This is a genomic window from Dyella subtropica, assembly GCF_026283965.1.
Classification (GTDB): Bacteria; Pseudomonadota; Gammaproteobacteria; order Xanthomonadales; family Rhodanobacteraceae; genus Dyella_D; species Dyella_D subtropica.
Genome location: NZ_JAPDPD010000011.1, coordinates 165,094 through 179,465, shown reverse-complemented (window position 1 = coordinate 179,465; position 14,372 = coordinate 165,094). Strand labels below are relative to the sequence as shown.

At 65.8% G+C, this 14,372-nt stretch carries 15 protein-coding genes; 12 read left to right on the top strand and 3 right to left on the bottom strand.

The window, feature by feature from the left end:
• Nucleotides 1-175 precede the first annotated feature (175 nt).
• Nucleotides 176-718: a cytochrome b gene (locus OUZ45_RS11650; RefSeq protein WP_266170252.1), complete on the top strand. Its 543-nt coding sequence runs from the start codon at nt 176-178 to the stop codon at nt 716-718.
• A 74-nt stretch (nt 719-792) separates the two neighbouring features.
• Here the strand turns inward: OUZ45_RS11650 and OUZ45_RS11645 are convergent, their stop codons facing one another.
• The gene (locus OUZ45_RS11645) at nt 793-1,728 is read right to left on the bottom strand and encodes an alpha/beta hydrolase (RefSeq protein ID WP_266170251.1); all 936 of its coding nucleotides are present in this window, start codon (nt 1,726-1,728) and stop codon (nt 793-795) included.
• Between the two features lie 19 nt (nt 1,729-1,747).
• Nucleotides 1,748-2,350: a TetR/AcrR family transcriptional regulator gene (locus OUZ45_RS11640; protein WP_266170250.1), complete on the bottom strand. Its 603-nt coding sequence runs from the start codon at nt 2,348-2,350 to the stop codon at nt 1,748-1,750.
• Nucleotides 2,351-2,458: 108 nt separating this feature from the next.
• Between OUZ45_RS11640 and OUZ45_RS11635 the strand changes: the two genes are divergently transcribed.
• The 3 genes from OUZ45_RS11635 to OUZ45_RS11625 all read left to right on the top strand — a co-directional run bounded on the left by OUZ45_RS11635 (nt 2,459) and on the right by OUZ45_RS11625 (nt 4,296).
• On the top strand, nt 2,459-3,256 hold the full coding sequence (locus OUZ45_RS11635) for a M48 family metallopeptidase (RefSeq protein WP_266170249.1): 798 nt from the start codon (nt 2,459-2,461) through the stop codon (nt 3,254-3,256).
• 231 nt (nt 3,257-3,487) lie between these two features.
• On the top strand, nt 3,488-3,817 hold the full coding sequence (locus tag OUZ45_RS11630; protein WP_266170248.1) for a hypothetical protein: 330 nt from the start codon (nt 3,488-3,490) through the stop codon (nt 3,815-3,817).
• Nucleotides 3,818-3,942: 125 nt separating this feature from the next.
• The gene (locus tag OUZ45_RS11625) at nt 3,943-4,296 is read left to right on the top strand and encodes a YXWGXW repeat-containing protein (RefSeq protein ID WP_266170247.1); all 354 of its coding nucleotides are present in this window, start codon (nt 3,943-3,945) and stop codon (nt 4,294-4,296) included.
• Nucleotides 4,297-4,380: 84 nt separating this feature from the next.
• Here the strand turns inward: OUZ45_RS11625 and OUZ45_RS11620 are convergent, their stop codons facing one another.
• Nucleotides 4,381-5,106 carry an AraC family transcriptional regulator gene (locus OUZ45_RS11620; protein WP_266170246.1) on the bottom strand — a complete coding sequence of 242 codons (726 nt, stop codon included), beginning with the start codon at nt 5,104-5,106 and terminating at the stop codon, nt 4,381-4,383.
• 140 nt (nt 5,107-5,246) lie between these two features.
• Here OUZ45_RS11620 and OUZ45_RS11615 point away from each other — a divergent pair, with 140 nt between their 5' ends.
• The 8 genes from OUZ45_RS11615 (at nt 5,247) to OUZ45_RS11580 (ending at nt 14,188) form a co-directional block, all read left to right on the top strand.
• Nucleotides 5,247-6,188 carry a 4-hydroxyproline epimerase gene (locus OUZ45_RS11615; RefSeq protein ID WP_266170245.1) on the top strand — a complete coding sequence of 314 codons (942 nt, stop codon included), beginning with the start codon at nt 5,247-5,249 and terminating at the stop codon, nt 6,186-6,188.
• A complete protein-coding gene (locus OUZ45_RS11610) occupies nt 6,185-7,297 on the top strand; it encodes an NAD(P)/FAD-dependent oxidoreductase (RefSeq protein ID WP_266170243.1) in 1,113 nt (370 codons plus the stop codon). Before OUZ45_RS11615 ends, OUZ45_RS11610 begins: the two co-directional genes overlap by 4 nt.
• Entirely contained in the window at nt 7,294-7,539 is a 246-nt protein-coding gene (locus OUZ45_RS11605; protein ID WP_266170241.1) for a (2Fe-2S)-binding protein, read from the top strand. Before OUZ45_RS11610 ends, OUZ45_RS11605 begins: the two co-directional genes overlap by 4 nt.
• Complete coding sequence (locus tag OUZ45_RS11600; RefSeq protein ID WP_266170240.1) at nt 7,532-8,827, top strand: FAD/NAD(P)-dependent oxidoreductase; 1,296 nt, start codon at nt 7,532-7,534, stop codon at nt 8,825-8,827. The genes OUZ45_RS11605 and OUZ45_RS11600 overlap by 8 nt, the downstream gene beginning before the upstream one ends.
• Entirely contained in the window at nt 8,824-9,729 is a 906-nt protein-coding gene (locus OUZ45_RS11595; protein ID WP_266170238.1) for a dihydrodipicolinate synthase family protein, read from the top strand. The genes OUZ45_RS11600 and OUZ45_RS11595 overlap by 4 nt, the downstream gene beginning before the upstream one ends.
• A gap of 2 nt (nt 9,730-9,731) precedes the next feature.
• Nucleotides 9,732-11,330 carry an aldehyde dehydrogenase (NADP(+)) gene (locus tag OUZ45_RS11590; protein ID WP_266170236.1) on the top strand — a complete coding sequence of 533 codons (1,599 nt, stop codon included), beginning with the start codon at nt 9,732-9,734 and terminating at the stop codon, nt 11,328-11,330.
• Nucleotides 11,327-12,535: a M24 family metallopeptidase gene (locus tag OUZ45_RS11585; RefSeq protein WP_266170235.1), complete on the top strand. Its 1,209-nt coding sequence runs from the start codon at nt 11,327-11,329 to the stop codon at nt 12,533-12,535. Before OUZ45_RS11590 ends, OUZ45_RS11585 begins: the two co-directional genes overlap by 4 nt.
• A gap of 243 nt (nt 12,536-12,778) precedes the next feature.
• On the top strand, nt 12,779-14,188 hold the full coding sequence (locus tag OUZ45_RS11580; protein WP_266170233.1) for an amino acid permease: 1,410 nt from the start codon (nt 12,779-12,781) through the stop codon (nt 14,186-14,188).
• Nucleotides 14,189-14,372 lie beyond the last annotated feature (184 nt).

Genomic DNA, 14,372 nt, shown 5'->3' with positions numbered 1-14,372 from the left:
GTGCGCGACAAACCGGCAGTCCTGCCGGTTTGTCGCGCACAGGGGGCGCTCCTACAGGTATTTGGATTTGAGCATTCTTTGAGATTGCTCTCAGCTTCCTTCCCCGCAGAATAAAATCGATCCCAATATTAGACGCGGCACTCCATTGCGGCCGTTTTGCCTTGAGGACCCGATCATGTCTGCTATCCAGCACCCGTCTCCCGCATCGCGCCCGAAGAAGTACGATGCGCTCACCCGAGCACTGCACTGGATTTTCGCGGCGATCATCTTGTACACGATGGTTGCCGGAATTTCGCTGCATTTCATTACGAATCGCGCGCTGTTTAATTTCCTATCGACGCTGAATATGTCGCTCGCGTCGTGTCTCATATTGCTCTTTCCCGTGCGCTACCTATGGTCGTTTTTCCGCAAAGAGCCGCAGAAAATCAAAACGATTCCGCGGGTACAACACGCGATGGCCCATGTCGTGCATTCGATGATCTACGCACTCACGGCGTTCGTGTTGGTGAGCGGCTTTGTGATGGTGCCGGACGGTTACAGTCTGTTCGGCCTGGTCCATATTCCCACGCCGTACGGCGAGGGACCCATCACCGATCATTGGTTCGATTTGCACAAATTCGGCTGCTACGCGCTATTGCTGCTTGTCGTTCTCCATATCGCTGCGGCGCTCAAGCATCACTTCGCGCTGCGCAATGGGGTGCTGAACAAGATGCTGTGAGCAGAGCCTGGCGTTTAGGGATGCTCTCGGGGGGGCTCTACCGAGCCCCCAATCGCGCACGGGGTGCGCTCCTACTAAGCCACGCCGAACGGTAGGTTCGGCGTGGCTATCACGCGATCGCCCACCGTCTCGCCGCGCAAGAAAGCGAACGCCGCATCGAGGACCTCCGGTGCATCGAGCACCTTGTGGTGACCCAGGCCCTGGGTGGTGAGCAAACGCGCACCGGGCCAGTAGCGGGCGTACCGTTCGCCCTCTTCCCACGGCACGTCGCGGTCGTCGAGATCGTGTACGACCAGGCCGGACTGTCCCAGTGCCGGCAGATGACGATGCACTTGCAGCTCGGCCACGCGCACGCCGGTGCGCCGCTCGTGCCAGGCAAGGAAAGAGCCGCGCAGGTGTTCGCCTAGACGCACGAAGCGCAGGAAACGTCCGGCTGCGGCTTCCATATCGGCGGCGGGCGCAATCAGGATCAGCCGTTCCGCCAGCCAGCTTTCGCTCTGCGCCAGCGCCAATGCCGCACCGCCGAGAGAATGGCCGATCGCCAGGGCGGCGTTGCCGAAGTGCTGGCCGACGGCGCGAATCGTGGTGATGAAATCCGGCAGCGTGCACAACCGTCCGCTGCTGCGGCCATGGCCAGGCTGGTCGAAGGTGACGACGGCCAGGCCCAAGGAACGAAGGCGCTCAACCCAAGGCAAGAAGCGCAGGCCGAAGCTGGACCAGCCATGCACCAGCAGCGCGTAAGGCTGCGTCGTGGGATCGCCCCACACATAGGTGGCAATGGTTTCGCCGCCGACCTGGAGTTCGCCTTGGCGCATCTCGGGATCGTGCTGTGCCGATTGCGCGCGCGTGCGACTACTAGCGAACGGCGTGGCGAACAGGCGCGCGGCGCGGTTCACCGTGCGCTGCGGAGCGAGCCGGCCGCCCAGGGCGAAGCTGGCGCGCACGGCGCTGAGTTTCAGCATGGTGGTGGCGCGGTGTTTGCTGTGGGTGGCGCGGTGCGTGCGTGGCATGAGCGTTGCTCCTGTGGGGTCAGGGCTGGTAGCTGGCGAACAGGCGTTCGACGGCGGCGTCGGTACGGCGACGCGCCTCCGCAAAACCGAACAGGCCGGCATCGTGGTGCAGGCCGAGCATCAAGGCGTAGATCTCAAACGCGAGCTGGGCGGGCTCGGTGTCGTCGCGCAGGTGGCCTTCCTCCACCGCCAGTTGAATCGACTTTTGCAGTTCGTCGCGCCAACCGGCCTGCTGGCGCACCACGCCGTCGTGCAGCGCGCCATCGCGGCCGTCGTACTCGCTGGCGGCGGAGAGCAGCACGCAGCCTCGCTGGTAGGTGTAGCCCCAGTCGCACCAGTGGTCGACCACGGCGCGCAGTCGCGGCAGACCACGCGGCTGCTTGAGCGAGGGCAGCAGCACCTTGGCCATGAAGCGATGCGCACCCAGCTCCAGCACGGCCAGCTGCAGATCTTCGCGCGAACCGAAATGGGCAAAGACGCCGCTTTTGGACATCTCCACCGCCTGCGCCAAGGTACCGATCGACAGGCCTTCCAACCCATCGCTGCAGGCCATGGCATAGGCCTGCTCAAGGATCATCCCGCGGGTGGCGGCGCGCTTACCGGTGGCGGAGGTATCGTTCATGGCCGGGAAAATAGCACGACCGTTCGTTCTTTTACATACCCCTCGAGTACGCCCCGATGGCGGTCGCAAGGTTATGCTTCGCGCCACATTGATCAGGGAGGTTCACGCATGAAATTACGCCTTCTGGTGGCGCCCGCGCTGTGCGCGCTGCTGGCCGCCTGCGCCACCTCGCCCACCGGCCGCTCGCAGCTGATGATGGTGTCGGACAACCAGATGAGTCAGATGGGGCTGACGTCGTTCAACGACATGCGCAAGCAGGGCAAATTCGTGGATGCGCCGCGCGAACGCGCCTACGCCACTTGCGTGTCCAACGCGCTGATCGCGGTGCTGCCGCCGCCGTGGAATACGCAGCAGTGGGAAGTGCAGATTGTCGGCGACGACAGCGCCAATGCCTTCGCTCTGCCCGGCGGGCGCATCGGCGTGAATCGCGGCATGTTCAAAGTAGCTGCCGACCAGGATCAGCTCGCCGTGGTGCTGGGCCATGAGCTGTCGCATGTGGTGTCACGCCATGGCGCGGAGCGTGTGTCGGACAACATGGCAGCGCAGGCGGCAGTGCTGGCGGGCACGGCCTATGCCGCCAGCCAGGGCACCAACGCCGGCTATGCCGCTGCCGCGCTGGGTGCCGGTGCGGAAGTGGGCATCCTGCTGCCGTTCTCGCGCACGCAGGAAAGCGAGGCCGATACGTTGGGTCAGCGCTATATGGCGCAAGCGGGCTTCGATCCACGCGCGGCGGTAACGCTGTGGCAGAAGATGGGCGCGCAAGGCGGCTCCAAACCGCCGGCGTTCCTTTCCACGCATCCGTCGTCGTCCAACCGCGCGCAAGTGCTGGGTCAGCAAGCGGAGCAGTTGATGCCCGTATACGAGCAGGCACGCGCCAACGGACGCGCGCCGAACTGCGGTCTTTGATCTCCCTAGGAGCGCACTCTGTGCGCGAAAGCCCTGCGCTAGCAGGGCCGATTGGCTAGCAATGACAAAGACGCAACCCTGCTCACGCAGGCCCATCGCGCGCAGGGTGCACTCCTACGTATCCAACCGGCTTCTGAACGGGACTGCGGGGCGCCGTCAACACACCGAGCCTCACGTCGTTTTCTCCACCTGCATGCCACGTACGGCAGTTGTGTCACTAAGGAGATGTCGATGAATCCACTCGCCCGCAAACTCGTTGTGTTGACTGGACTTGGCCTGGCATTGGGAAGTGCCGCCTACGTCCCTGAGGCCGCCGCACGCACTCAGGTCGCCGTGCAGATCGGCGTCGCCCCGCCCCCGCCACGCTTCGAACGCGCTCCGCCGCCGCGCCGCGGCTATGCCTGGGCGCCGGGTTATTGGCGATGGAGCCCGCACATGCGTCGCCACGTGTGGGTCACCGGCTACTGGATTCCCGCCCGCCCGGGCTATCACTATCGCCCGGCAGGCTGGGTGCGTTATGGCAACGGCTGGCGCTTCCACGGCGGCGGCTGGCGCCGATGAACGCGCAACAACCTGCGACAGGCAGGTGTGTTTTCCAAAGCCAATGCAAAGGCAGCATGCTTGAGAGTGTCACCGCGTGAACCACACGCGCTCTTCCACCACCAGACATCATTGAGGCCCGTCCCATGTCGACCCGTCTAGTTGCTCTTGCCGTCTTGACCGTTCTTGCCAGCGGTTGCGTCGAAGAGCGTGTTGTCCACGAGCGTCCCGTCGTCGTCGAGCGCCCCGTCGTGCGACGCGAAGTGGTGGAGGAAGTCGTTGTTGCCCCGCAACCGCCCCCGCCGAGGATCGTGGAAGATGAGCCGCCGCCGCGCCAGGGCTACGTATGGGCGCGCGGCTACTGGCGCTGGGACGGACGCGAGTACGTGCCCGTGCGCGGCCACTGGGAAGTGGTTCGACCAGGCTATCGCTACGTGCATCCGCATTACGAGCGCCGCGACGACGGCTGGCATCTCAATGTCGGCGTGTGGGTGAACTGACAAACCGCGCTACGCCGAACGCGATTCCCTGCACACAGCCCTGCCCGGGTTTCCGCCCTGGCGGGGCTTTCTATTGGCGGCTGTTCACGTCGGCCGCTCGCGCGTCGACGCCGTCGCGATCGCCCGGTAGTCGCGTGGCGTCATGCCTACCGTCGCCTTGAACTGGCGCGCGAACGCGCTCTGGTCGGCAAAGCCGCAGGCCAGACCGATCGCCGCCACACTTTCTTCGCCGCTCAGCAATCGCATGGCGGCTTCGATGCGCAGCTTGGTCTGCACCTGTTGTGGCGTGAGCTGGAACACGCGGCGGAAATGCCGCTCCAGCTGCGCCACCGACACATCCGCCAGTTCCGCCAGCTTTGCCACGCGCACGCCTTCGGCGTAATGCTCCTGCAGATAGGCGAGTACGCGACTCAGGCGCACATAGGTGGGATGCCGGCCATCCGGCTTGCCCAGATCGCGCGAGATGCCGACAACGCCGCGCACTTCGCCGCGCACGCGCAAGGGACGCTTGCAGGTAAGGCACCAGCCCGCCACACGGTTGGGGAACATGTGCACTTCCAACTGGTTCTCGATGACTTCGCCTTCGAGGACTCGCCGATCCTGCGTTGCGTAGGAACCACCCAGTGCCTGAGGGAACAGCTCGGTCACACTGCGGCCGATGATATCGGCGCGATGCCTCAACCCCAGGCGACGCACCAGGGTGAGATTGGCGTGCGTGTAACGGCCGCGGGCGTCCTTCACGAAGAACACCACGTCGGGCAAAGCGTCAAACAGCACTTCGAGCTCATCGGCCGAAATCTTCATTTCCATCAAAGGCCCCACCTGTCCATCAAACCATGTTGCACCCGCAGCATCGCCCTGGTGCGCTCTTTTTCATTGTGCTGATTTCCGCATCGACCGATACCAAGCGCTTCTAGACGCCCCATGCGTGCAAAGCGAGCATAGGCAGCATGCATACCATAGACGTGATCGACTCACACACCGGCGGCGAACCGACTCGTGTCGTCATCGCCGGCTTTCCCGACCTGGGCACCGGCTCGCTGGTGGAGCAGCGCGAGCGCTTCCGTCACGAGTTCGATCGGTGGCGCAGCGCCATCGCCTGCGAACCGCGCGGTTCCAGCACCGTGGTCGGTGCCCTGCTGCTCCCGCCGCAAACGGCAGACGCCTGCGCGGGCGTCATCTTCTTCAACAATGTCAGTTACCTCGGCATGTGCGGCCACGGCACCATCGGTGTGGTGCGCACCCTGCAGCATCTGGGCCGCATCGGCCCCGGCCTGCACCGTATCGAAACACCGGTCGGCGTGGTGGGCGCGGAGCTGCATGAGGACGGCCGCGTTTCCATCGACAACGTGGAGAGCTATCGCCACGCCAGCGATGTGCGCATCGACGTGCCGGGCTACGGCAGCGTGAGCGGCGACGTCGCCTGGGGCGGCAACTGGTTCTTCATCACCAAGGACACACCGCTGCCGTTGGAGATTCATCACCAGCGCGAACTGACGACCTACACCGAGGCGATCCGCCGCGCGCTGGAAACCAACGGCATCACCGGTGCCGACGGCGGCGAGATCGATCACATCGAAATCAACGCCGACTCGCCCGTGGCTGGCATGGATGGACGCAACTTCGTGCTGTGCCCCGGTCTCGCCTATGACCGCTCGCCCTGCGGCACCGGCACCAGTGCCAAGCTGGCCTGCCTGGCCGCCGACGGCAAGCTGGCGCCGGGCGACCTGTGGCGACAGGAGAGCATCCTGGGCAGCGTGTTCGAAGGTCGCTATACGTCCGGTTCGCGCGGCGTGCTGCCACGCATTACCGGCACCGCTTACGTGGTCGCCCGCTCCACTCTGTTGTTCGACGAGGCCGACGCCTTCACCTGGGGCAGCGGCGCCGAATGAGCGGCGCGATCGCCACCTATGACCTGATCGTGATCGGTGCCGGCATCGTCGGCGCCAGCTGCGCCGATGCGGCAAGCGCCGACGGCCTGCGCGTTGCCATCGTCGAACCCGGCCCGATCGGCGGTGGCGCAACGGCAGCGGCGATGGGTCACCTGGTGGCGATGGACGACGATCCGGCCGAGCTCGCCTTGGCGCGCTATTCGCTGCAGCAGTGGGAAGCCTTTGCCGAGCTGAAAGAAGCCGAATTCAGCCGCTGCGGCACGCTGTGGGTCGCGCGTGGCGAGGCCGAGCTGGATGCTGCTGCCCTACGCGTTGCGCGTCTCGGCGCGGCGGGTGTCGAAGCGCATCTGCTTGACGCGAAAACCCTGTACGAGCTGGAGCCTGCGCTCGCTCCCAACATGAGCGGCGGCATGCTGGTGCCGCGCGAAGCCGTGGTGTACCCGCCTAGAGTCGCGCGCTATCTCGTGCAACGCGCACAGTCGTGTGGCGCCCACCTGTACGCAGGCCGCAGCGTGCAAACGCTGATACGTGGCGGCGCCCAACTCGACGACGGAACCACGTTGAGCGGCCCCGTCTTGGTCGCCACCGGCTGCGCCTTGCCTGCCTTGCTGCCGCAGTTGCCGATGCGTGCGCGCAAAGGGCACCTGGTGATTACCGAACGCTACCCGAATTTGTTGCGCCACCAGCTGCTCGAACTGGGCTATGCCGACAGCGCGCATGGCGATGCGGATAGCAGCGTCGCCTTCAACGTACAGCCGCGCCCCACTGGACAGATCCTGATCGGTTCCTCGCGCGAATTCAGCGCGACCGATGCCGCCGTGTCCCCCGCGATGCTGCAGCGAATGCTGGAACGCTCGTTCTCTTTCATCCCTGCCCTGCGTGGCCTGCAAGCCTTGCGTGCGTGGACCGGCTTCCGCCCGACCACACCCGATGGCCGCCCCTACCTCGGTGCCGTACCCGGCACTACGGATCAATGGGTAGCCGCGGGTCACGAAGGTCTCGGCGTCACCACGGCGCTGGGCAGTGCACGCCTGCTACTGGACCTGATTCAGAGCCGGCCACCGGCGATCGACCCGTCGCCATACGCGCCGTCGAGGATGGCCGCATGAGCAGCACGGTTCGCCTCAGCGTGAACGGACAGGCCGTAGACGTGCCGGTCGGCGCCAGCGTGGCGGCAGCGATGGCGCAGGTCAGCCTGCATTTCCGTCGCTCGGTCGGCGGCACGTCACGCGCACCGCTGTGCGGCATGGGTGTGTGTTTCGAATGCCGCGTGCGCATCGACGGTGTGGCACACGTCCGCGCATGCATGACACCCGTGCGCGAAGGCATGCAGGTGCAGAGCCATGACTGAGCTCTACGACGTCCTCGTCGTCGGCGCCGGCCCCGCCGGTCTGGCCGCAGCTCAAGCCGCTGCGGGACAGGGTGCTCGCGTAGGTTTGATCGATGCGCAGGCACGACCGGGCGGCCAGGTCTGGCGACACGATGTGCGGCGTGCGGCACCGCGTGCCGCACGCGAAGCCATCGCCCATCTCCATGGCGTGGAATGGCTGGCCCAGCACAGCGTGATCGCGGCCGAAGCATCCGCTTTGCGTGTGGAAACACCACAGGGTTCCAACCTGCTCGCCTACGGCTCACTGATCCTCGCCACCGGCGCGCGCGAACTGCTGTTGCCCTTCCCCGGCTGGACTCTGCCCGGCGTCACCGGCGCAGGCGGCCTGCAAGCACTGACAAAGCAAGGTTGGCCGGTCGCCGGGAAGCGCGTCGTGATCGCCGGCAGCGGCCCGCTGCTATTGGCCGCCGCCGCTACGCTGCGCGCTCACGGTGCACGGCTGCAAGGCATCTATGAACAAGCGTCGACAGCGACGGTGCACGCCTTCGCGCGACAGCTGCTGCACTGGCCGGCACGTGCGGTGCAGGCGCTCGGCTTGCGCGCGCGGCTGTTCGGTGTGCCTTACCACTTCGGTTCCTTCGTCCGCCATGCCCATGGCGACACCGCGCTGCAAGTGGTGGAGATCGAGACCCCAAACGGTACGCAGACGATCGATTGCGATCTGCTCGCCGCAGGTTACGGCCTGGTGCCCAATGTCGAGCTGGCGTCTGCGCTCGGATGTTCGTTGACCTACCCAGGCGCGCATCCGCAGGTGCAGGTGGATGCCTTCCTGCGCACCGGCGTCGCCAACGTGTATGCCGCGGGCGAAGCCTGTGGCATCGGCGGGCTCGCGGTGGCGCGGCTCGAAGGCACCATCGCCGGCCATATGGCTACCGGTAATACAGAGGCAGCCACAGCCTTGCTGCCGCAACGCAATCAGGCACGCCGCTTCGGCGATCTGCTCACGAAACACTTCGCGCTCGACCCGCGCCTGCGCAAACTCGCCGATCAGCAAACCCTGATCTGCCGCTGCGAGGACGTGACATTGGGCGAGCTGGATGCCTTCAGCGATGCCCGCGCCGCCAAGCTCGCCACCCGCTGCGGCATGGGTGCCTGCCAGGGGCGCATCTGCGGCACCGCACTGGCCGAGCTCGGCCGTTTTCCCCGCAGCGGCAGCCGTCCGCCGCTGTTTCCCGCCCGCCTGGCCACGCTGGCCGGGGCTGCAACTTTCCCTTCTTCCGACGACGAATACCGAGGTAGCCGATCATGAGTAATGCATCCATCTGGCGCGGTGTGATTCCCGCCATCACGACGCCGTTCACCGCCGATGGCCAGGTCGACCACGCCTTCCTCGCCGAGCACGCGCGCACGCTGATCGACAGCGGCTGCAAAGGCATCGTCCCGCTCGGCTCGCTGGGCGAAGCGGCGACGCTGAGCTTCGATGAGAAGCTGGCGATCATCCGCACCCTGGTGAAAGCGCTCGATGGCCGCGCGCCGGTGATCCCGGGCATCGCCGCACTCTCCACCGACGAAGCCGTGCGCCTCGCTCGCGAGGCGAAGGCGCTGGGTTGCTCCGGCCTGATGGTGCTGCCGCCTTACGTATACTCCACCGACTGGCGCGAGATGGGTGCGCATCTGCGCGCGGTGATCGCCGCCACCGACCTGCCGTGCATGCTCTACAACAACCCGATTGCCTACAAGACCGATTTCTCGCCGGAGCAGATCGCCGAACTCGCACACGCATTCCCCAACGTGCAGGCCGTGAAGGAATCCTCCGGCGACGTGCGCCGCTTCGCCGCCCTGCGCTCATTGCTGGGTGATCGCCTGGAACTGCTGGTAGGCATGGACGATGCCATCGTCGAAGGCGTGAGCATGGGCGCGCGCGGCTGGATCGCCGGCCTGGTCAACGCCTATCCGAAGGAATCGGTGAAGCTGTTCGAACTGGCCCGCGATGGTGGTGCCGATGCCGCCGCCGAGCTGTATGCCTGGTTCTTGCCGCTGCTGCGCCTGGACACCGTGCCGAAGTTCGTCCAGCTGATCAAACTGGTGCAGGAGAAGGTTGGCCTGGGTAATGAGCGCGTACGCGCGCCGCGCCTCACCATCACCGGCGCCGAACGCGATGCCGCGTTGAAGGTGATCGACCACGCCATCGCCAACGCACCGGCGGTCTGACCATGAGCGTGCAGCCTCTATTGATCGCGGGCGAATGGCAGCCCGCACGCGAACTGGTCCGCACGTTCCGGGCGGAAGATCCGTCCACCGGCGAACCGATCGGTCCTGAGTTCCCCAATTGCGGCGAGACCGACGTAGAGGCTGCACTTGCAGCAGCAGCAGCGGTGGCGCATGAACTGGCCGCCGCACCGCCGGAACGCATCGCGGCGTTCCTCGAGACCTATGCCGAAGAGATCGAGGCCGATGCCGAGACCCTGGTGTCGATCGCCCACGCGGAAACGGGCCTGCCCAAGCACCCACGCCTGGCCGCGGTAGAACTGCCGCGCACTACCAGCCAGCTGCGCCAGGCCGCGAAGGCCGTGCGCAGCTATGCGTGGACGCAACCGGTGATCGACACCGCGGCCAACCTGCGCTCGCATCTCGCCCCGCTGGCCAAGCCGGTGCTGGTGTTCGGGCCGAACAATTTCCCGTTCGCCTTCAACGCCATTGCCGGAAGCGATTTCGCCTCGGCTATCGCTGCGCGCAACCCGGTGATCGCCAAAGCGCATCCCTCGCATCCGGGCACGTGCGAACGGCTGGCCACGCTGGCCGTGACCGCCTTGCGCAAGAGCGGCCTGCCGGCAGCGGCGGTGCAGATGCTTTATCAATTCGATCGCCGCATCGGCACCCAGTTGGCGGGCGACGCGCGGCTGGGTGCGATCGGCTTTACCGGCAGCCGCACGGCCGGCCTGGCGCTCAAGAGTGCCGCCGACGCCGTCGGCGTCCCGGCCTATGTGGAGCTGTCGAGCGTCAACCCGGTGTTCTTGCTGCCCGGCGCACTCGCCGAGCGCGGCGCGGCGCTGGCCCAGGAATTCTTCACCTCCTGCACCATGGGCAGTGGTCAGTTCTGCACCAACCCCGGCGTGGTGATCGTGCCGCGCGGTGAGGCCGGCGATGCCTTTGTTGCGGCCACCACGGCGCATTTCGCGGCGGCCGCACCCAACGTGCTGTTCTCGCGCGCGGTGCTGGATAGCTTGCAGCAAGGCGTGGCCACGCTGCGCGCGGCCGGCGCCGAACTGCTGGCGGGTGGCAACGGCGCCGGCCCAGGTTACCGCCATGCGCCCAGCCTGCTCAGCGTCACAGCGGAGCAGTTTCTGCACGACCCGCACGCTCTGCAAACCGAGGCCTTCGGTCCGGTCAGCCTGCTAGTGCGCAGTGACGGCGCAGCGCAAATGGTGCAGGTCGCTGCAGCGTTCGAGGGCAACCTCACCGGCACGTTGTATAGCGCAGCTGACGGCAGCGATGACCAGGCATGGGCGCAGATCGCCCAGGTACTCCGCCCGCGCGTGGGTCGCTTGATCAGCAACCGCATGCCCACCGGCGTGGCGGTGAGCCCGGCCATGAACCACGGCGGTCCGTTCCCCAGCACCGGCCATGCCGGTTTCACCGCGGTTGGCATGCCGTCGGCGATCCGCCGCTTCACCGCCCTGCACTGTTACGACAACGTGCCCGATCATCAGCTGCCTGCCGAACTGCGCGATCACAACCCAGGAGGCGTCGCTCGTTGCATCGACGGCTGCTGGTGTATCGACGACATCGACCACGGAGTACCTCACGCATGAGTTCAACCCAGCAGATTGGCGGTCTGGATCTCACTCAGGCCAGGGCTTCGTTGGCGCCTTGGTCCGCTCCGTCACCGGCGATCGGCGGTGACGAATATCTGCAGCGACTGGAACGCGCACGCGCCTTGCTACGCGAGCAAGGTGTCGACGCGGTACTGATCACCGCAGGCACGTCGCTGCGCTACTTCAGCGGCGTGGCCTGGGGCGCCAGCGAACGGTTGATTGGCCTGCTGCTGACGGCGAGCGGCGATCCGGTGGTGATCTGCCCTGGGTTCGAAATCGGCTCGCTGACGGCCGTGCTGCGCATCCCCGCCGATGTGCGGCTATGGGAAGAACACGAAGACCCACAACAGCTGGTCGCCGATACGCTGCGCGAACGCGGCGCCGGCAGCCTCGCGCTGGACCCGGCCGCGCCCTACGTGGTCGCCGAGCGCCTGCGCGAGGTACTCGGTGGCAAGCCGCTGGTAGATGCCAGCGCCATCATCGACGGCTGCCGCATGTGCAAATCGCCGACCGAACTGGCGCTGATGAAACAGGCCACGGCGATGACCCTGCAGGTGCATCGACTGGCCGCCGGCCTCATGCGTGAAGGCATCACCCGCACCGAACTTGTGCGCTTCATCGACGACGCGCATCGCACGCTGGGCGCGGACAATGGCTCCACCTTCTGCATCGTGCAATTCGGTCAGGCCACGGCGTATCCGCACGGCATTCCCGGCGAGCAGCGGCTGGCTGAGAACGAGCTGGTGCTGATCGATACCGGCTGCACGGTGCAGGGTTATCACTCCGACATTACGCGCACGTACATCTTCGGCCGCGCCAACGCCGAGCAGACACGCATCTGGGATCTCGAACAAGCCGCGCAACGCGCCGCCTTCGAAGCCGTTCGCCCCGGTGTTCGCTGCGAAGCGGTGGACACCGCCGCACGCACCGTGGTGGAGCGCGCCGGTCTCGGCCCCGACTATCGCCTGCCCGGCATCCCGCACCGCACCGGCCATGGTTGCGGGTTGAGCATTCACGAAACGCCTTACTTGGTTCGCGGCGATCGCACGAAACTGCAACCGGGCATGTGCTGCAGCAACGAGCCGATGATCGTCGTACCCGACCGCTTCGGCGTGCGATTGGAAGATCACTTCTACGTCACCGAAGAAGGCGCCGCGTGGTTCACGCCGCCATCCCCCGCCATCGACCAGCCATTCGCCTGAGGGGACATCTGTAGGAGCCCACCCTGTGGGCGGCTTGCAATGGGAGGGTGTCGCAAGGGCTTACCCCTCCCCAGCCCTCCCCTGCAAGCAAGGGAGGGAGCAGGTGGTCGCAAGCTTTTAGCCCCTCCCCTTGCTTGCAGGGGGAGGCTGGGAGGGGGTAAGCCCTTGCGATAGCGCTTCCAGTCTTTTCTCTACACCCAGCAACACCACAACAACACGACCAGCAGTTTCGGGGAGAAACCGATGGGCCTGATCAACGATATGGTGCGGCGCAAGCCGGTGGAGGCCTTGCAAGGCGAGGCGGCGAAAAGCGGTAGCGGCCTGCGCCGTGTGCTTGGTTTGTGGCAACTCACCGCCATCGGCTTGGGCGGCATCATCGGAGTAGGCATCTTCGTGCTCACCGGCACGGTGGCGGCGACGCAAGCGGGGCCGGCGGTACTTCTCTCCTTCCTGATCGCCGGCATCGCCAGTGCCGCGGCGGCGCTTTGCTATGCCGAGTTCGCCGGGCTGATCCCGGTCTCCGGCAGCGCTTACACCTATGGCTACGCGGTGCTCGGCGAGTTCGCAGGCTGGATCATCGGCTGGGATCTCTTGCTGGAATACGCCTTGATCGCGGCGGTGGTCGCGGTCGGCTGGTCCGGCTATGCGCAGGCTTTGCTGGAAGCGGCCGGCATTCCATTGCCGATATGGGCGCAGGGAGCATGGGGCTCGGCGCCGGGCTGCGTGGTGAATTTACCCGCCATCCTCATCTCACTGGCCATCACTGCCCTGCTCGCGATGCGCATGGAATGGGGCGCGCGCTTCAATACGTTGATCGTGGCGATCAAGATCGCCGGCGCCGCGCTGATTGTGATTGCGGGTGTGGCCTATGTGAAACCGGAGCGCTGGCACCCCTTCATGCCATTCGGCATACACGGCGTAGTGACCGGTGCGGCGGTGGTGTTCTTCGCCGTGTTCGGATACGACATGCTGACCACGGCGGCCGAGGAATCGAAGAATCCGCAACGCGACCTACCGCGCGCGGTGCTGCTGTCGCTAGGCATTGCGATGCTGCTGTATTTCGCCATCTGCCTGGTACTGACCGGCATCGTGCCCTACACCACCTTGGACAACGCCGCGCCGGTGGCGGGCGCGTTCACTCGCATCGGCTTGCCCTGGGCGATGGTGGTGATCTCGCTGGCCTCGGTCTGCGGCATCACCAGCGTGATCTTCGCCAATCTGATGGCCGGCGCGCGCATCGGCTTCAGCCTCGGTCGCGACGGCCTTCTGCCCAGCTGGCTCGCTGGCGTTCACCCGCGCTGGCGCACACCGCATCGCGCCACGGTGCTGCTCGGCGGCGTCACTACGGTGGCGGCTGGCCTGTTTCCTCTGGATGAACTGGCCAAGCTGGTGAATATCGGCGTGCTCGGCGCGTTCATCGTGATCTGCACGGCGGTGGCTGTGTTGCGCTGGCGCCAGCCGGAGTTGCACCGCCCGTTTCGTACGCCATGGGTACCCTTGATACCGCTGATTGGCGTGGGGTTTTCGTGCTGGCTGATTTGGGGTCTGCCGACGATTACTTATGTGCGCTTTACGGTCTGGTTGTTGCTGGGTTGCGCGTTGTATTTCACCTATGGGCGCCGGAATAGCCGGCTTGCGGTGAGCGCGGCTTGAATGTGTAACACCCGCATCCCCCCCGGCATAGGCCGGGGGATGCGTCGGAATGGCACCACGGGGGCCATCGCCCCAGGCTTGCTGCGTCGCAACAGCGACATTTCCGACGACGTACTAAACTTGCGGACTAAATTCACCGCCCCGACCCCTGGTCGGGGCTTTGACTTTAAGGCTTAAACACGCC